The following is a 17,269-nucleotide window of genomic DNA, read 5'->3' as shown; positions in this document are numbered from 1 at the left end:
CGCAGCGAAGACGAGAGCCATGCTGGGCGTGTTGCTGCTGCGCGCGAACACGCACGTGCATGTGCACGAGCTGGTTGAGGCGTTGTGGGACAACGACGTCGACCCGTCCCACGCCGCGCGGAAGTTGCAGATCTACGTGTCCCGGGTGCGTTCCTTCTTGGACAAGCACTCCGTTCCGGCATGCGTGCACACCGCGCAGCGCGGTTATCGGCTGGAGATCGATCGAGATCTCGTCGATTACCACCGGTTTCGCAAACTCGTTACGGACAGCCGTGCCTTGCGCAAGGTCGACCGCAAGCGGAGTGTGGAGAAATTGCGAGCGGCGGTCGGCTGCTGGCGCGGGGATATGTTCGACGACCTCCGGGGAGACTGGCTCGACGAGCTCCGCGACGATCACACCCGCAACGATTTGCTGCCGGCCTACTACGCCTTGTTCGATGCCGAGCTCGACGATGACGGCCACGAAACCGTGGCCGCCCGGACCCGGGATCTGCTGCAGACCTACGACCTGGACGAAACGCTCGCCAGGCAGCACCTGACCGCGCTCGCGGTCGTCGACGGAGCCGGCAGCGCGGCCAACTTCCACAGCCAGTTCACGGATCGGTTGCGGCGAAAACACGACCGGAAGCCGGGGCCGGAATTCCAGGAAGCGTGGCGCCGGATCGTGGCGGCGCAGGCGTCGACGGCACGCATGGGGCGGCCCGAACCACCCTGCACGCTGCCGCGGCGCGTGCCGGGATTCCACGGCCGTGCCGACCTGCTCGACCGCCTCGACGAGTGGTTGTTGCACGGGGAGATGTCCGCGGTGATCGCGCTGGACGGGGCGGGCGGAATCGGGAAGACCACGCTCGCGACGCACTGGGCCCACACGCGGAAGGACTACTTCCCGGACGGGGTGCTGTACTTCGACCTGAACGGCTACGGCAACGACGAACCGGTCGCGCCGGCCACCGTGATGCGGACCTTCCTGGAGGCCCTGAACGTCCGTCCCGCCGACCGCAGCCCCGACCTGGGGGCACTACTGCGCAGCGCGCTGGCCGGCCGCCGGATCCTCGTGGTGCTCGACAACGTCCGCGACCGCCGGCACCTCGGCGATCTCCTGACGGTGACCGCGCCGAGCCCGGTCCTCATCACCAGCAGGCAGAAGATCACGCTCCCCGAGGGCAGGTCGTTCACCGTGCCGCTGATGAGCGAGTCCGACTCCTCCTTGTTGCTGCAGCGGCGGCTCGCCGATCTCGTCCCCGAGGCCGATCTCGCCACCGTCCCCCAGCTGGCGAAGCTGTGTGACGGACTGCCGATGGCTCTGCGGATCGCCGCCGAGCACGTTGCCCGGCGCCCCGGTGTGCCACTGGCTGTCCTCACCGCTCAGCTCGAGCGTGAACGCGCGCGTCTGCTGGACGCCGGTGCCGACGACGGTTCGACGACGTTGCGCGCGATCTTCACCTGGTCCTGCGATGCGCTGAGCCCGGAACTGGATCACTTCTTCCAGGTGCTGGGGCTCCACCCGAGCGCGCGGATCAGCCTGCCCGCGGCGGCGGCGATGGCGGGTTCGACGGTCGCGACAGCCGAGCGGCTGCTGGAGAGGCTGATCACGGCCCACCTCGTGCAGCAGGACAGTGGTGACACCTACCGCTTGCACGACCTGCTGCACCTCTACGCCGCCCAGCGCGCGGGCGAGCGGTGTGACCGGGAGGAACGTGTCCTCGCCCTGCGGCGGATGCTCGACTGGTACCTGGGTTCCGTGCTCGCCGCCATGGAGCACGTCGCCCCGTTCCTGCGGGACATCCCGCCGCAGCCGCTCCTCGCCGGCGTGCGCCCCCTTCAGTTCGACGACGCCGCGGTGGCACTCGAGTGGTGTGTGCGGGAGCGGCCCCAGGTGATCGCCGTCAGCCGGTTCGCCGCTGCCGACGGTCATCCGGGCCACGCCTGGCGGCTCATCGGAGCCTTCAGCGAGGTGCTCAACCGGTTCGGCGATCCGCGACGGCTGAGCGGCCTCTACACCCTGGCCGTCGACGCGGCGATCAGAGCCGGTGAGCGGGACGGCGAAGCGGGCGGGCTGAACAACCTCGGCGTCAACCACTTCCACCTCGGCGAGTACGACGCCGCCGCGGCGTACTTCGGCCGGGCGATGAAGCTGGTCCGGGAGGGCGACGTCATGGCGGAAGCCATGGCCTTGTACAACCTCGCGAACTGCCACCTGGAACGGGGCAACCACGAGAAGGCGATCGAGCTCCACGAGCGCAGCCTCGCGTTGTCCGAGGCCATCGACGATCTCGACGGCCAGGCCCGGGTGTACCACCGGCTGGGCGATCTCTACCAGCGCGGCGGGCGGTTCGAGACCGCGGACCGGCACTACCGCCACGCGCTCGCGCTGCGGAGCGGTTCGGGCGAGGCCCGCGAGCAAGGGGACACCTACGCGAAGCTGGCGGGCCTGGCCTTGGTGCGGGGTGATTTCGCGGGTGCCATCGCCGATGCGGAAGCGGCGCTGGCGATCTACCGGCGCACCCGGACCGACCGGAGGCTGGCGGAGCCGTGGTCGGTGCTGAGCGAAGCGCACCGCCGGCTGGGCAACCTCGGGAGCGCGGTGACGGCCGCGGAGGAAGCGGTGGCCGCGTGCCGTGCGGCGAACGACATCCCGGCCGAGATGCGGGCGACCCGGCTGCTCGCCGAGGCCCGGGAAGCGAACGGGAACTGGGCGGAGGCGATCACCGACTGGTCCACAGTGGCAGCGCTGGCGGACACGCTTGGTGAGCACGACCAGGCAGGTGCAGCGCGGAGCGCGATCGAGCGGCTGGAGTCGGCGGTTCCGGGCCCCAGGCGTGGCTCGCCGCGCCCCGCGCCGTCACGCGACGGCTACCGCGACGTGGTCCGTGGGCTGCCACCACAAGGAGGAGACCCCTGGGAGGGTCACCACGTACAGTGACAGAGCCCCGACCACCGCCGTGAGGAGCGCTAAGGCGCGTCCCTTGATCATCATGCGGGCAGGGTAGTCCACGCGATCCAGTGGACTGTGACCGGTGTCGCATCCGAGGGACCGTCGAATGGAGTAGCGACTCTACGGAGGGTTTGTCGCTGGCGTGGTCCGTGCGGTGGTGCGAAGCTCGGAGCATGGCGAAGAGCAAGGATCCCAACCCTGACCAGGGGTGGTATTATAATACCAGGACCGGCGAGGTCGAGCACCTCGAGCGGTCGCGGTCCATCGATCTCCTCGGGCCGTACCCGGACGAGGCCACCGCCCGCCGGGCGCTCGAGATCGCCCGGGAGCGCACCAAGAAGGCCGACGAGGAAGACGCCAAGTGGCGCTGACCGACGAGCAGGAGCCCCGGACCGCGGGGGTCCGGGGCTCCTAGAACACACCGTCAGCAGTCGCGCAGCGCGGGGCTCTGGTTGCGCAGCTGGCCGGCCGCCGAGATGAACTCCCGGTACGCGTCACTGTCCACGGCGGCCGGGCGGAAGGCCGCGACCCGGTGGCAGTTCTGGAACGCCAGCTTCATGCCGAAGTGCCGCTCCAGCCCGCCGCGGATGGCGTCCGACGCCAGCGCCCGCAGCAGCTGGCCCCGCTCCTTCTCGCTCGGCGGCGGGGTCGCGTGGTCGGCGAAGTCGGCGGCGCCGCCCTCGAGGTCCGCGGCCACTTCGCTGATCACCTGCCATGCGTAGGGCAGCGAGTCGCGCACGCAGGCGACGAACTCGGCGTCGCTCACCTCACCGGATTCGGCGCGGGCGAGCAGGTCGGCGGGTACATCGAGGGACATCGTGCTCCTTTCGATTTCTTCCTACGCCCCGGCCAGCGCGGGCGGGCCGGGCACGAACTCGGGGTCCACCTGCGCGGCCAGGTCCAGCCCGGTGCGCTCGTTGCCCCACGACCGGGCGTTGCGCAGGTGGAACTCGACCGCCTGGCGGTGGAACTTCGCCCAATCCCGCGGTGTGGCATCCACAGTGGACTGGATGGTGGCCAGCGCGTCCAGGTTGTGCGGCTCCAGCGCGGTGATCGGCCGGGTCCGGCCGCGCTCGGCGGCCCGCACGTGCGACGACCCGGTCAGCCAGCACAGCAGGTCCGGGCCCAGCTGGTCGCGCAGGAACTCGACGTCCTCGTCGTCGGTGACCTTGTTCCCGACCACCGCGAGCCGCACGCCGAAGTCGCGCGCGTACTCGGCGTACTGCCGGTACACGCCGACGCTGCGCAGCGTCGGCTCGCACACCAGGAACGTCACGTCGAACCGCGTGAACAGGCCGGAGGCGAACGCGTCGGCGCCCGCGGTCATGTCCATCACCACGTACTCGCCTGCGTCGTCGACCAGGTGGTTGAGCAGCAGCTCCGCCGCGCCGACCTTCGAGTGGTAGCAGGCCACGCCGAGGTCGTCCTCGGTGAACTGCCCGGTCACGCCCAGCCGGACCCCGGCGACCTCGCGGAAGCACGCCGCGAAGACCGGGTTGTCCTCGAACGGCCGCACCAGTCGCGATCCGCGCCCGGGCGGGGTCGTCTTGATCATCGCGTCGGCGCCGGTGATCCGCGGGTTGTCGCCACGCAGCCAGTCCTTGATCAGCGGGAGGTGCTCGCCGAGCGTCGGCAGCGCCGCCGCCTCCTCGGCGGTCGCGCCCAGCGCGACGGCCAGGTGCTGGTTGATGTCGGCGTCGATGGCCAGGACGGGGTGGCCGGAACCGGTGAGATAAGCGGCGAACAGCGAGGTCAGCGTCGTCTTCCCGCTTCCGCCCTTGCCGACAAAGGCGACTTTCACAGTGGGGGCACCCTTCATCCAGTTGAAAACGATATCGCTTTTCGGTGGTGTGCGGGCAAGATACACCCGTCCGGCTCAACCCCGAACGGGCGACCGAACCGGCGATACCGGGTTAGGGTCTAGGTGTGCACCACGTCGTGACCAGCACGAACTCGGCGGACGGCGGGTTCGCCCGGCTGCGCGCCGAGTTCGAGCTGCCGGAGGACTTCGACCCGGCTGTCCTGGCCGAGGCCGAGAGCGTCGTGATGGACCCGTCCGAGTTCGCCGCCGACCGCGCCGACGCGACCGACCTGCCCCTGGTCACGCTCGATCCGCCGGGCGCGAAGGACCTCGACCAGGCCATCCTGATCGAACGGCGCGCACGCGGCTTCCGGGTGCACTACGCGATCGCCGACCTCGCCGCGTTCGTCACGCCGGACGGCCCGATCGACCGCGAGGCGCGCCGCCGCGGCCAGACCCTCTACCTGCCCGACGGCACCGTGCCGCTGCACCCGCCGGTGCTGTCCGAGGGCGCCGCGAGCCTGTTGCCCCGCGAGGTCCGGCCCGCCGTGCTGTGGACCCTGGACCTCGGCCGCGACGGTGAACTCACGCACGCCACCGTGCGCCGCGCGCTCGTCCGCTCCACCGAGCAACTCGACTACGCGACCGAGGACCCGGCCGCGCCGCACCCGTCGATCGCCGCCCTGCCCGAGCTGGGCACGCTCCGCCGCGAACTGGCCGTCCGCCGCGGCGCGGTCGAACCGCAGCTGCCGGACCGGATCATCGGCGCGAACGGCGGCGACTGGGTGCTCGGCATGCGGCCGCGCACCAGACTGGAGGCCTGGAACGCCGAGATCTCCCTGCTCACCGGCATGGCCGCGGCGGAGATGATGATCGGCGCGAAGATCGGCCTGCTGCGCACCCTGCCCGAGCCGGACGCCGAAACGCTCGACTGGCTGCGTGGCGCGGCCGGCGCGCTGGGCATCGACTGGCCGGCGGGGACCAGCGTCGCCGAGCTGCTCGCTGGGCTCGACCCGGCGCAACCGGAGTCGATGGCCTTCTACACCGACACCACCCGCCTGCTGCGCGGCGCCGGCTACACCACCTTCGACGGCGAGCTGCCCGAGGTCGTCACCCACGCCGGCATCGGCGCCCCGTACGCGCACGTCACCGCGCCCATCCGGCGGCTGGCGGACCGGTTCGCCGCCGAGGTCTGCCTCGCCGTCAGCGCGGGCGAGCCGGTCCCGGCGTGGGCCCGCACGGCGCTGACCGAGCTGCCCGGCCTGATGAACGCCTCCGACCTGCTCGCCGCGCGCGTCGAGAAGGCGTGCCTGGACCAGGTCGAGGCGTGGATGCTGGCCGACCGCGTCGGCGACACGTTCGAGGCGGTCGTGCTGCGGGCGGAGGAGAACCGGGCGGAGATCCTGCTGGCCGACCCGCCGGTGATGGCGCGGTGCGCGGGGGAGAACCTGCCGGAAGGCCGCCGCATCACGGTCCGGCTCACCGCGGTGGACGTCGACAAGCGGAAGGTGTCGTTCGAGCGGGCATGAGCGACTGGACCGACGAGGAGCGCGACCTGGCGCGGCGCGTGCGGGACGGCCACGCGGTGGTCGTCAACGTGCGGAAGTCCGGGCCGCACCAGCACCTCGTGCCGTGGCTCGTGGAGCACGACCTGATCACCTACATCGGCCACCGGGGCAACCGGCACGCCTGGCCCGGGTCCCCGTTCGCGAACCCGTTCGTCAAGGAGGCCAAGCAGGACCGCGCCGCCATGGTGCGGCACTACCGCGAGTACCTGAACGGGCGGCCGGACCTGCTGGCCCGGCTGGACGAACTGGCGGGGCGGGCGCTGGGATGCTGGTGCGCGCCGGAACCCTGCCACGGCGACGTCCTGCTGGAACACCTCGAAGGAGACCGATGACGCTGTTCGACGACCTCGGCGCGGACGTGCCGCTGCGCGGTGTGCCCCAGCGCGTGGTCTCGCTGGTCCCGGCTCTGACGGAAGCGGTCGAGGAGAGCGCGCCCGGCCGCATCGTCGGCGCCACCGACTACTGCACGCACCCGGACCGCCTGGAGGTGTCGCGGGTGGGCGGGTCGAAGTACCCGAAGGTCGACGACGTCCTGGCGCTGCGCCCGGACCTCGTGCTGGCCAACTCCGAGGAGAACCGGCCGGAGGACGTGGAACGCCTGCGCGCCAACGGGGTTCCGGTGTGGGTGATGGAGGCGCCGGCGACCGTCCCGCACGCGCTGGCGTCGTTGCGCCGCCTGCTGGCCCAGGCGCTGGAAGTGTCCGAACCGGACTGGCTGGTCACCGCCGAGGAGCTGTGGCGGGAGGCGAAACCCGAGCGCGCCCGGGCGGTCGTCCCGGTCTGGCGCAAGCCGTGGATCGTGCTCGGCCGGGACACCTTCGGCGGCGACGTGCTGCACCGGCTGGGCATCGTGAACGTCTACGCCGACCACGAAGATCGTTATCCCCGGCCGAAGATCGACGAGCTGCGGGCGCGGTTCACCGAGGGCGGGGCCGATCTGCTGGTGCTGCCCGACGAGCCGTACCTGTTCACCGACACCGACGGCCCGGAGGCGTTCCCGGACGTGCCGTTCGTGCTGATCTCCGGCCGTTACCTCACCTGGTACGGACCGTCCCTGGTGGACGCCCACCGCGAGCTGTCCGCGGCGTTCAGCGCTTGGTGACCAGCAGGGCGATCGGCGCGTCACCGCAGCGGAGCAGCACCGTGTCCGCGTCGTGCACCGGCGGCGCGCCGGAGTTCCACCAGGACGCGATGTCCGGATCCCGCACCAGCGAACCGGTCGCCTGGCGGGCGGTGTTCGCGGCGATCACCCGGCCCTGCGCGTTGATCACGGCGGCCCGGCCGTCGACGCGGCGCAGCTTGGGCAGCAGCAGCCGCTCGAACTGGTGCACGAACACGTCCGCCCCGACGACCCCGGCGAACGCGCCGTCCCGCAGCACCGGGACGGTGAAGGTCAGCGTGTACTCGTCGGTGCACAGGTAGTCGACGTAGGGGCCGGTGATGTGGCGGCGGCCGGAGTCGCGCGGCACGGTGAACCACGACTGCCGCGTGTAGTCCAGGAAGTGGTCGCTGGCCGGGTCGAGGCTGATGAACAGCTGCGCGGGCGGCCCGCCGGGCGTGCACGTCCACCATTCGAAGCCGAAGCGCTGGTCGGCCAGTGCGTCCGGGGCGGCGATGAACCCGGCCCCCACGATCCGCTCGCCCAGCGCCGCGATCACGTCCGGGCGCAGCGCGTCCAGGTCGGCGGCGCGGACCGGGCCGGGTCTGCCGAGGATCGCGGTGGCCGCGGCGACGGCGGGCGCCAGCCGCTCGAAGACGCCCTCGACGATGCCGGACACCTCTTCGGCGATGTCCTCGCCGGCCAGCGTGTCGTTCACGATGCCGCCCCTGGTGTAGTCGAGGTGTCGAAGCTTAGGACCCGAGTAGGTCAAGATGCACCTCACCCAATCGGTCGATGGTGTCCAGGATGTGCTGCTCGGTCAGCTTGCGGGCCAATTCGCCGTCGGCCTGGGCGATCGCCGCGGCGATCGCCCGGTGCTCGGTGCACGCCGTCACCGGATCGTGGTGCCCGAGCGGCAGCCACAGCAACGCGCCCTGTTCGCTCTGCAACCGGATCTCCTGGTGGGTGAGCCGCGGGGACTGGGACGCGGCGGCGACCTCCAGGTGGAACTGCCGCTCGGCGCGGGCGGCCGCGGTGCCGACCGCACCGTCCAGGTCCTCGGCGGCGAGCTGGACGCGGGCGATGTCCTCGGTGGAACTGCGTTCGGCGGCCAGCCGGGCGGCGGCGCCCGCGATCGCGACGTAGTCGTCGCCGATGTCCCGCAGTTCGCTCAGCGAGACCTCGCGCAGCCGCGCCCGCCAGGTCTCGTCGTTCTCCTCCGGCGGCGCGCAGACGAAGCTGCCGCCGCCGCGACCCCGCTTCGTCTGCACCAGACCCTGCTGCCGCAGGGCCACCAGCGCCTCCCGCACGGTCACGGTGGACACCCCGAACTGCTCGGCGAGCTCGGCCTCGCTCGGCAGTTGCTCCTGGTCGGCGAGGACACCCAGCGTGATCGCGTCCACCAGCCGCCGGGCGACGAGCTCGGCCCGCCCGGTCTGGTCCAGGGGCGCGAACAGTACTGATCGCGCGCTGGGGGACGTCAACGGCCTTCGCATCGGGCTCCTTCTTTCGGGTACCGCCGCGAACAATCCTGCCTCAAAGCCTTGTCCTATGAAATATGGTCTTATATGTTTTCCGGCCATCGGGGTACCGACCCGCACCGTCCCCGCCGAGCCAGGAGCCTGCCCGTGCACCAGCTGAAGCACTTCATCGACGGCGAACTCGCGGATTCCGCTGACGGAGCCGTCGCCGAGATCATCGATCCGGTCACCGGCCGGCCGTACTGCACCGCGCCCGTCGGCGGCCCGCAGGACGTGGACCGTGCCCTGCGCGCCGCGGCCCGGGCCTTCGAGCAGTGGCGCGAAACCACGCCCGGCGACCGCCAGGTCGCGCTGCTGAAGATCGCCGACGCCGTCGAGCGGCGGGCCGAGGAGATCGTCCGCGCCGAGTCGGCCGACACCGGCAAACCGCTGGCCGTCACCACGGCCGAGGAGATCCCGGTGATCATCGACCAGTTGCGGTTCTTCGCCGGGGTCGCCCGCGCCCTGGAGGGCCGCGCCGCGGGCGAGTACCTCACCGGGCACACGTCCTACGTCAGGCGTGAGCCGATCGGGGTGTGCGCCCAGGTGACGCCGTGGAACTACCCGCTGATGATGGCGATCTGGAAGATCGCGCCCGCGCTGGCGGCTGGGAACACCGTCGTGCTCAAACCCGCCGACACCACCCCGGCGTCCACCGTGCTCCTCGCCGAGATCGCCGCCGAGTTCCTGCCGCCGGGCGTGCTCAACGTCGTCTGCGGCGACCGGGCCACCGGCCGGACGCTGGTCGAGCACGACATCCCGGCGATGGTGTCGATCACCGGCTCGGTCCGCGCCGGCATCGAGGTCGCCGGCTCCGCGGCCGCCGACCTCAAGCGCGTCCACCTGGAACTCGGTGGCAAGGCGCCGGTGATCGTCTTCCCCGACGCCGACCTGGAGAACGCGGCCGAGACCATCGCGGGCGCCGGGTTCTTCAACGCCGGCCAGGACTGCACCGCCGCCACCCGGGTCCTGGTCCACGAGGACGTGCACGACGAGTTCGTGGCCGCGCTGACCCGGCACGCGGAGGCGACCAAGACCGGGCTGCCCGACGACCCGGACGTGCTCTACGGGCCGCTGAACAGCGCCGGTCACCTCGCGAAGGTCACCGGGTTCATCGAGCGGCTGCCCGCGCACGCGACCGTCCACACCGGAGGCAAGCGCGCCCGCGACGAGGGCTACTTCTTCGAGCCGACCGTGGTTTCCGGCGTCCGGCAGGACGACGAGATCTCGCAGAACGAGGTGTTCGGCCCGGTCATCACCGTGCAGCGGTTCGCCGGCGACGACGAGGCGCTGGCCGCGGCCAACGGCGTCGAGTACGGGCTCGCGTCGTCGATCTGGACCGCCGACCACAGCCGCGCGATGCGCCTGTCCGCCAAGCTCGACTTCGGCTGCGTGTGGATCAACACGCACATCCCGCTGGTGGCGGAGATGCCGCACGGCGGGTTCAAGAAGTCCGGCTACGGCAAGGACCTCTCGCTGTACGGCCTGGAGGACTACACCCGCGTGAAGCACGTCATGACGGCCTGGGGAGCGCAGTGATCGACATGTCGCCCAACCAAGCACCCGCACTGGCCGAGAAGACCGCCCCGGCCGGGACCACGAGCGCGATCCGCCTGCGCGGCCTGCGCAAGGAGTTCGGGTCCGTCGTCGCCGTCGAGGGCGTCGACCTGGACATCGCGCAGGGCGAGTTCTTCTCGATGCTCGGACCGTCCGGCTCGGGCAAGACCACCGTGCTGCGCATGATCGCCGGGTTCGAGCTGCCCACGTCCGGGACGGTCGAACTGGCCGGCCGCGACGTCACCCGGCTGGCGCCGTTCGAACGGGACGTCAACACGGTGTTCCAGGACTACGCGCTGTTCCCGCACATGACCGTGCAGCAGAACGTCGAGTACGGGCTGCGGGTCAAGAAGGTGCCCCGCGCGCAGCGCCGCGACCGGCGCCGCGAGGCGCTGCGGACCGTCCACTTGGAAGGGTTCGAGGGCCGCAAACCCACGCAGCTGTCCGGCGGGCAGCGGCAACGCGTCGCGCTCGCCCGCGCGCTGGTCAACCGCCCCAAGGTGCTGCTGCTCGACGAACCGCTGGGCGCGCTGGACCTGAAACTGCGGCACGCCATGCAGACCGAGCTGAAGCAGATCCAGCGCGACGTCGGCATCACATTCATCTTCGTCACGCACGACCAGGACGAGGCGCTGACGATGAGCGACCGGATCGCCGTGTTCAACACCGGCGGGATCGAGCAGGTCGGCACGCCGAGCGAGGTGTACGAGAAGCCGGCCACGGCGTTCGTCGCCGGGTTCGTCGGCACGTCGAACCTGCTGTCCGGCGACAGCGCCGAAGCCGTGCTCGGCACGCGCGGCGTGTTCAGCATCCGGCCGGAGAAGATCCGCATCGACCCCGACCTGTCGCAACCGGCCGCCGCGGGCGAGGTCTCCGCGACCGGCACCGTCACCAGCACGTCCTACGCCGGCGCCACGGTTCGCTACGTGGTGGCGCTCGACGTCGGCGGGCAGCTCTCGGTGGTCCGGCAGAACGCCGGCGCACCCCTCGAACTTGCCGACAACCGCGTCCGTCTCGCCTGGCGGCAAGAGCACAACTTCCGCATCACCGAGTAAGGAGCCAACCAGATGCGCAACAGCCGGACCCTGCGCTTGATCGCGGGGCTGATGTGTGCGGGGACCGCCGTGGCGGCCTGCGGCACGTCGAGCACTTCGTCCAGCCCGTCCAGCACGGGCGGGCAGGGGTTCACGCCGCCCAAGCTCGAAGCCCTCTCCCAGCTCGGTCAGCCCGAGGGCGCGCTGAACATCCTGGCCTGGCCCGGTTACGCGGAGAACGGGTCCAACGACCCGAACGTCGACTGGGTCACCCCGTTCGAGCAGGCCACCGGGTGCAAGGTCAACGTCAAGACCTTCGGCACCTCCGACGAGGCCGTCAGCCTCATGAAGACCGGCCAGTACGACGTCATTTCCGCCTCCGGTGACGCCTCGCTGCGGCTCATCGCCGCCGGCGACACCGAACCGGTCAACACCAGCCTCATCCCGAACTACGCCGACGTCTACGACTTCCTCAAGAACAAGCCGTGGAACAGCGTGAACAACGTGTCCTACGGCGTGCCGCACGGCTGGGGCGCCAACGTCCTGACCTACCGCACCGACCACGTCAACCCGGCACCGACGTCGTGGTCGGTGGTGTTCGACGCGAACTCGCCGTACAAGGGCAAGGTCACCGCGTACGACTCGCCGATCTACATCGCCGACGCCGCGCTCTACCTGATGAAGACCAAGCCGGAACTGGGCATCAAGAACCCCTACGCCCTGGACGACAAGCAGTTCCAGGCCGCGGTCGACCTGCTCAAGCAGCAGCGCCCGCTGGTGTCGGAGTACTGGTCGGACTACCTCAAGGAAAGCCAGGCGCTGAAGAACGGCGACGCCGTCATCGGCACCGCGTGGCAGGTGACGGTCAACCTGACCAAGTCCGAGGGCGCGCCGGTGGAGTCCACGCTGCCGGTCGAGGGTGCCACCGGCTGGTCGGACACCTGGATGGTCTCCACGAAGTCGCCGCACAAGACCTGCGCCTACAAGTGGCTCGACCACATCGTTTCCCCGCAGGCCAACGCGAAGGTCGCCGAGTACTTCGGCGAGGCCCCGGCCAACCCGAAGGCGTGCGCGCTGACCGCGGACGCGAAGCACTGCGAGACCTACCACGCCGGTGACGCCGCCTACGCCAGCCAGATCTGGTACTGGACCACGCCGATCGCGCAGTGCGTCGACGGCCGCACCGACGTCAAGTGCAAGGACTACGGCGAGTGGACTCGCGCGTGGACGGAGATCAAGGGCTGACATGAGCATCGCCGCCAGTGTGTCGGGATTCCTCTACCGCAAACCCAGGCTGCGGCTGGGCATGCTGCTCAGCGCGCCGCTGCTCTGGCTCGGCCTGGCCTACCTCGGCGCACTGGCGGCGTTGTTCGTCACCGCCTTCTGGCACACCGACACGTTCACCGGCCAGGTCGTCACCGAGTGGTCGCTGGACAACTTCGCGACCCTGTTCACCGACGAGGTCTACCGCACGATCACCTTCCGCACGCTCGGGATCGCGGTGGCGGTGACGGTGATCGACGCCGTCATCGCGTTCCCGATGGCCTTCTACATGGCCAAGTTCGCCTCGCCGCGGGCGCAGCGGATCCTGGTGATCGCGGTGATGACGCCGCTGTGGGCCAGCTACCTGGTCAAGGCGTACTCGTGGCGGGTCATGCTGTCGGGCAACGGGCTGGCCGGGTGGCTCTTCGGCACCACCCCCGGCTACGGCCTGACCGCCACCATCCTCACGCTGTCCTACCTGTGGCTGCCGTACATGATCCTGCCGATCTACGCGGGACTGGACCGGTTGCCGAACTCGCTGGTGGAGGCGTCGAGCGACCTGGGTGGACGGTCGTGGCGGACGTTCCGCACGGTGGTGCTGCCGCTGACCTTCCCCGCGATCGTGGCCGGGTCGATCTTCACCTTCTCGCTGACCCTCGGCGACTACATCACGGTCAAGATCGTCGGCGGCGCCAACCAGATGCTCGGCAACGTCGTCTACGACAACATCGGCGCGGCGAACAACCTCCCGTTCGCGGCGACGGTCGCGACGGTGCCGGTCGTGATCATGCTCGTCTACCTCGCCGCGGTGCGCCGGACCGGCGCGCTGGACAACCTCTAGGCGGTTCCCGATGATGCTGTCCAAGAAGACCAAGTACGTCCTGCTCGCCGCGCTGGTGCTCGGGCTCGCCGTGATCTACGTGCCGCTGCTGGTGGTGCTGCTGAACTCGGTCAACAGCGACACCACGTTCGGCTGGCCGCCATCCGGGTTCACGCTGGAGTGGTGGGGCCGCGCGGCGCAGAACGAGGGCGTGTTGCGGGCGCTGCTGACCAGCCTGCAGGCGGGACTGGCGGCCACCGCGATCGCGCTGGTGCTCGGCATGATGGCGGCGTTCGCGCTGCAGCGGTACCGGTTCTTCGGCAAGGACACGGTGTCGCTGCTGATCATCCTGCCGATCGCGCTGCCCGGCATCGTCACCGGCATCGCGCTGAACAACGCGTTCCGCACGATCCTGGGCATCGACCTCGGGCTGTTCACCGCGATCGTCGCGCACGCCACGTTCTGCATCGTGGTGGTGTTCAACAACGTCGTCGCCCGGCTGCGGCGGATGGGCGGCAACCTCGAAGAGGCGTCGATGGACCTCGGCGCCGACGGGATCACCACGTTCCGGCTGGTCACGTTCCCGATGCTGCGATCGGCGCTGCTGGCAGGCGGGCTGCTGGCGTTCGCGTTGTCGTTCGACGAGATCATCGTGACCACGTTCACCCTCGGTGCCGGGCTGCAGACGCTGCCGATCTGGATCCTGGACAACCTGTTCCGGCCCAACCAGGCGCCGGTGGTCAACGTGGTCGCCGCGGTGCTGATCGTCGTGTCGACCGTGCCGGTGTACCTCGCGCAGCGGCTGTCCGGAGACACGGCCAGCGGCGGCCGGCTCTAGCGCCTCGGGTATTTTCGGCGGACGGTTTCCGGCGGTCGGAAAAGAGGTCCGCGATGTCCGCTGTCACGTATTTCGAGGCGATTGTCGTCGGCGCTGTGCAGGGTGTGTCGGAATTGTTTCCGGTGTCCAGCCTCGGGCACAGCATCCTGATTCCGGCCTGGCTGGGCGGTTCGTGGGCGCGCGACCTGAGCATGGGCGGGGAGTCGCCGTACCTGGCCGTGCTGGTCGCGATGCACGTCGCGACCGCTCTCGCGCTGGTGGTCTTCTACCGGCGGGACTGGGCGCGCATCGTGCGCGGGCTGTGGACGTCGGTGCGCGACCGGCGGGTGTCCGATCCGGATCAGCGGCTGGCGTGGCTGCTGGTGCTGGCGACGATCCCGGTCGGCGTGGCCGGGTTGCTACTGGAGCGTGCGCTGCGTGACGTGCTGGGCAAACCGGTGCCGACCGCGGTGTTCCTGGCGCTCAACGGGATCGTGCTGCTGGCGGTGGAGCGGTCGGCGCGTGCCGCGCGCCGTCCGGTCCCGGTCGCGCCGGTGCCCGAGCCGACCGAGGTGACGCGGGACTTTTCGGCGGAGATCACGATGCCGGTCCGGATCGTCTGCGCCGAGGAGGCGGCCGACCGCCGCCTGGCCCGGCTCGGGGTGGGTGAGGCGGTGCTGATCGGGGCGGCGCAGATCCTGGCGCTGTTCCCGGGCATCAGCCGGTCGGGCATCACGATGGTGGCGGGCCTCCGGCGGGGCCTGTCCCACGAGGACGCCGCGCGGTTCGCGTTCCTGCTGGCCACGCCGGTGATCCTGGCCGCTGGCGTGCTGAAGCTGCCGTCCCTGTTCACCCCGGCGAACTCCGCGTCACTGGGCCCCGCGCTGGTGGGCAGTCTGGTGGCGGGCGTGGCCGCGTATCTGGCGCTGCGATTCCTGACCCGTTATTTCGAAACCCGGACATTGACCCCGTTCGCGATTTATTGCGTGGTCGCCGGATTGGGCAGTCTGGCGTATTTCCTGGCGTGAATGCGGCCCGGTCTGCCGCCCTTCGCGGGAGGACGGCAGACCGGGCCAGGGTTGCGCCGCGCCGCGGCCGCGCGTTGCTGCTGCCCGCCGCGCGTTGCCGTCACCCGCGCACGTTGCCGTCACCCGCGCACGTTGCTGCTTCCCGCCTCGGGTTGTCGTCACCCGCGCGCGTTGCTGCTTCCCGCCTCGGGTTGTCGTCACCCGCGCGCGTTGCTGCTTCCCGCCGCGCGTTGCTGTTACCGCCACGCGTTGCTGCCACCCGCGCACGTTGCCGTCACCCGCGCACGTTGCCGCCACCCCGCATTGCCGCCACCCGCGCAGGGTCGCTCTGCCGCCACCCGGCGTGCCCGCGCTGCGCCGAGCCCGTCTTGCCGCGCCGTCTGGGCCTGCCGCGCCCGCCCGCGCCTGCGGCCCTCGCGCTCCGGGCCGTCAGTGATCAGTGGAAGGCGTGCTCGGCAGCCGGGAACTCGCCGCGGCGGACCTCGTCCGCGAAGGCGGTCGCCGCGCCGGACAGGGCGCCCGCGAGGTCGGCGTACCGCTTGACGAAGCGCGGCGCCTTGCCGCGGCGCAGACCGGCCATGTCCTGCCACACCAGCACCTGCGCGTCGCAGTCCGGGCCGGCGCCGATGCCGACCGTCGGGATCTTCAGCTCGTGCGTGACCTGCTTCGCGACCTCGGCCGGCACCATCTCCATGACCACGGCGAACGCCCCGGCCTCCTGGAGCGCGAGGGCGTCGGCGATCAGTTCCGCGCCCGCCGCGCCGCGGCCCTGGACCCGGTAGCCGCCGAGGTTGTGCTCGCTCTGCGGCGTGAAACCGATGTGGCCCATGACGGGTACGCCGGCGCCGGTGAGGGCCTCGACGTGCGGTGCGAAGCGGCGGCCGCCTTCGAGCTTGACGGCGTGGGCGCGCCCTTCCTTCATGAACCGGACGGCGGTGGCCAGCGCCTGCTCGGGCGAGAGCTGGTAGGAGCCGAACGGCAGGTCCGCGACGACGAGCGCACGTTTCGTGGCGCGCGTGACGGCGCGGACGAGCGGCAGCAGCTCGTCGACGGTCACCGGGAGTGAGGTCTCGTAGCCGAAGACGTTGTTGGCGGCCGAGTCGCCGACGAGGAGCACCGGGATGCCCGCCTCGTCGAACAGTTCGGCCGTGTACATGTCGTAGGTGGTGAGCATGGGCCACGGCTCGCCGCGGCGCTTGAGTTCCTGCAGGTGGGGGATGCGGACCTTCTTCACGGGGCCGCCGGAAGCCGGGCCGGAGCCGTACGGGGCCGCGGTCTCGCCGCTGTTGGTGGACATCTTCGTCGACCGTCCTTCCCTCGAGGCCCTCGTCGGGTCCCCGGGTCGTGGATCTGGGAAACCCAGCGTGACACCGGGGAACAACGGAGCCCAAGCCCCTGCGATGAGCTTCACACGACGGTGATCCAGGCCCCGGCAGGCGACGCGGAGCCGCGGACGCGTGGCCGAAGGGACACACCCGAACTCGCGGGTGACGGCCCGACCGGCCCGAAACGGCGAGACACCGAGCATCCCGGTGAGGGAGAGGAGGGCGCCAGCGGCCGCTTCCCGCGCAAGGATGGCCCTCCGCACCCAGGCAACGATGTCCCGGTCTGCGTGCTCGCTGCGGCGCCTCGGGTGCCGCGCGAGGGCGTCCCGGTCTGCGTGCCCGCTGCGGGGGTGGTGGGTTGGTGCGGTGGCGCCTCGGGTGCTGGGCGAAGGCGTCGCGGCCTGTGTCCCCCCGCGGGGCGGTAGGGCTTTCGTTCGGTGGTGGCCTGGCTGCTGGTGATGGCGTCCCGTTCGGCGTGCCCGGTGCGGGACCGGCTGGGGCT

General features: G+C 70.9%; 16 protein-coding genes. 11 read left to right on the top strand and 5 right to left on the bottom strand.

The genetic code is table 11. From position 1 onward, the window contains the following. Positions 1-19 precede the first annotated feature (19 nt). Together D0D15_RS13055 and D0D15_RS13050 are read left to right on the top strand one after the other, a co-directional pair. A complete protein-coding gene (locus D0D15_RS13055) occupies positions 20-2,923 on the top strand; it encodes an AfsR/SARP family transcriptional regulator (protein ID WP_158224452.1) in 2,904 nt (967 codons plus the stop codon). A 185-nt stretch (positions 2,924-3,108) separates the two neighbouring features. After that, positions 3,109-3,306 (top strand): hypothetical protein, encoded by a 198-nt coding sequence (locus tag D0D15_RS13050; RefSeq protein ID WP_094006765.1) that lies wholly within the window; start codon positions 3,109-3,111, stop codon positions 3,304-3,306. A gap of 53 nt (positions 3,307-3,359) precedes the next feature. Here D0D15_RS13050 and D0D15_RS13045 read toward each other — a convergent pair whose 3' ends face one another. Then, on the bottom strand, positions 3,360-3,752 hold the full coding sequence (locus tag D0D15_RS13045) for an SCO5389 family protein (protein WP_094006764.1): 393 nt from the start codon (positions 3,750-3,752) through the stop codon (positions 3,360-3,362). 21 nt (positions 3,753-3,773) lie between these two features. Next, entirely contained in the window at positions 3,774-4,736 is a 963-nt protein-coding gene (locus tag D0D15_RS13040; RefSeq protein WP_094006763.1) for an ATP-binding protein, read from the bottom strand. 125 nt (positions 4,737-4,861) lie between these two features. On the opposite strand from D0D15_RS13040, the gene D0D15_RS13035 reads away from it, so the two are divergent. Genes D0D15_RS13035 through D0D15_RS13025 form a run of 3 tightly spaced genes read left to right on the top strand, consistent with a single transcriptional unit; the run spans position 4,862 to position 7,406 of the window. Beyond that, a complete protein-coding gene (locus tag D0D15_RS13035) occupies positions 4,862-6,265 on the top strand; it encodes an RNB domain-containing ribonuclease (protein ID WP_094006762.1) in 1,404 nt (467 codons plus the stop codon). Continuing rightward, on the top strand, positions 6,262-6,636 hold the full coding sequence (locus D0D15_RS13030) for a DUF4326 domain-containing protein (protein WP_094006761.1): 375 nt from the start codon (positions 6,262-6,264) through the stop codon (positions 6,634-6,636). The genes D0D15_RS13035 and D0D15_RS13030 overlap by 4 nt, the downstream gene beginning before the upstream one ends. Continuing rightward, the gene (locus D0D15_RS13025) at positions 6,633-7,406 is read left to right on the top strand and encodes a helical backbone metal receptor (RefSeq protein WP_094006760.1); all 774 of its coding nucleotides are present in this window, start codon (positions 6,633-6,635) and stop codon (positions 7,404-7,406) included. Before D0D15_RS13030 ends, D0D15_RS13025 begins: the two co-directional genes overlap by 4 nt. On the opposite strand, the gene D0D15_RS13020 is transcribed toward D0D15_RS13025, so the two are convergent. Both D0D15_RS13020 and D0D15_RS13015 read right to left on the bottom strand, forming a co-directional pair. Further along, positions 7,393-8,121 carry a cache domain-containing protein gene (locus D0D15_RS13020; protein ID WP_094006759.1) on the bottom strand — a complete coding sequence of 243 codons (729 nt, stop codon included), beginning with the start codon at positions 8,119-8,121 and terminating at the stop codon, positions 7,393-7,395. The two genes, D0D15_RS13025 and D0D15_RS13020, sit on opposite strands and share 14 nt — an antisense overlap. A 34-nt stretch (positions 8,122-8,155) precedes the next feature. After that, entirely contained in the window at positions 8,156-8,899 is a 744-nt protein-coding gene (locus D0D15_RS13015; RefSeq protein ID WP_167481501.1) for a FadR/GntR family transcriptional regulator, read from the bottom strand. 132 nt (positions 8,900-9,031) lie between these two features. Here D0D15_RS13015 and D0D15_RS13010 point away from each other — a divergent pair, with 132 nt between their 5' ends. The 6 genes from D0D15_RS13010 to D0D15_RS12985 are packed head-to-tail and all read left to right on the top strand — an operon-like array spanning position 9,032 to position 15,442. Continuing rightward, the gene (locus D0D15_RS13010; RefSeq protein ID WP_094006757.1) at positions 9,032-10,462 is read left to right on the top strand and encodes a gamma-aminobutyraldehyde dehydrogenase; all 1,431 of its coding nucleotides are present in this window, start codon (positions 9,032-9,034) and stop codon (positions 10,460-10,462) included. Positions 10,463-10,467: 5 nt separating this feature from the next. Next, on the top strand, positions 10,468-11,535 hold the full coding sequence (locus D0D15_RS13005; RefSeq protein ID WP_115944466.1) for an ABC transporter ATP-binding protein: 1,068 nt from the start codon (positions 10,468-10,470) through the stop codon (positions 11,533-11,535). Between the two features lie 12 nt (positions 11,536-11,547). Further along, positions 11,548-12,759 (top strand): ABC transporter substrate-binding protein, encoded by a 1,212-nt coding sequence (locus tag D0D15_RS13000; protein ID WP_094006756.1) that lies wholly within the window; start codon positions 11,548-11,550, stop codon positions 12,757-12,759. A 1-nt stretch (position 12,760) separates the two neighbouring features. Then, on the top strand, positions 12,761-13,618 hold the full coding sequence (locus D0D15_RS12995) for an ABC transporter permease (RefSeq protein WP_162830562.1): 858 nt from the start codon (positions 12,761-12,763) through the stop codon (positions 13,616-13,618). A 10-nt stretch (positions 13,619-13,628) separates the two neighbouring features. Then, the gene (locus D0D15_RS12990) at positions 13,629-14,435 is read left to right on the top strand and encodes an ABC transporter permease (protein ID WP_094006755.1); all 807 of its coding nucleotides are present in this window, start codon (positions 13,629-13,631) and stop codon (positions 14,433-14,435) included. Between the two features lie 53 nt (positions 14,436-14,488). Further along, complete coding sequence (locus tag D0D15_RS12985) at positions 14,489-15,442, top strand: undecaprenyl-diphosphate phosphatase (protein ID WP_115944459.1); 954 nt, start codon at positions 14,489-14,491, stop codon at positions 15,440-15,442. 436 nt (positions 15,443-15,878) lie between these two features. Here D0D15_RS12985 and panB read toward each other — a convergent pair whose 3' ends face one another. After that, a complete protein-coding gene (gene panB / locus D0D15_RS12980; RefSeq protein WP_094006753.1) occupies positions 15,879-16,739 on the bottom strand; it encodes a 3-methyl-2-oxobutanoate hydroxymethyltransferase in 861 nt (286 codons plus the stop codon). Between the last annotated feature and the right edge of the window lie 530 nt (positions 16,740-17,269).

The sequence above is a fragment of the Amycolatopsis thermalba genome, assembly GCF_003385215.1.
Lineage (GTDB): Bacteria > Actinomycetota > Actinomycetes > Mycobacteriales > Pseudonocardiaceae > Amycolatopsis_E > Amycolatopsis_E thermalba.
This window is presented reverse-complemented; position numbering and strand designations above follow the sequence as displayed.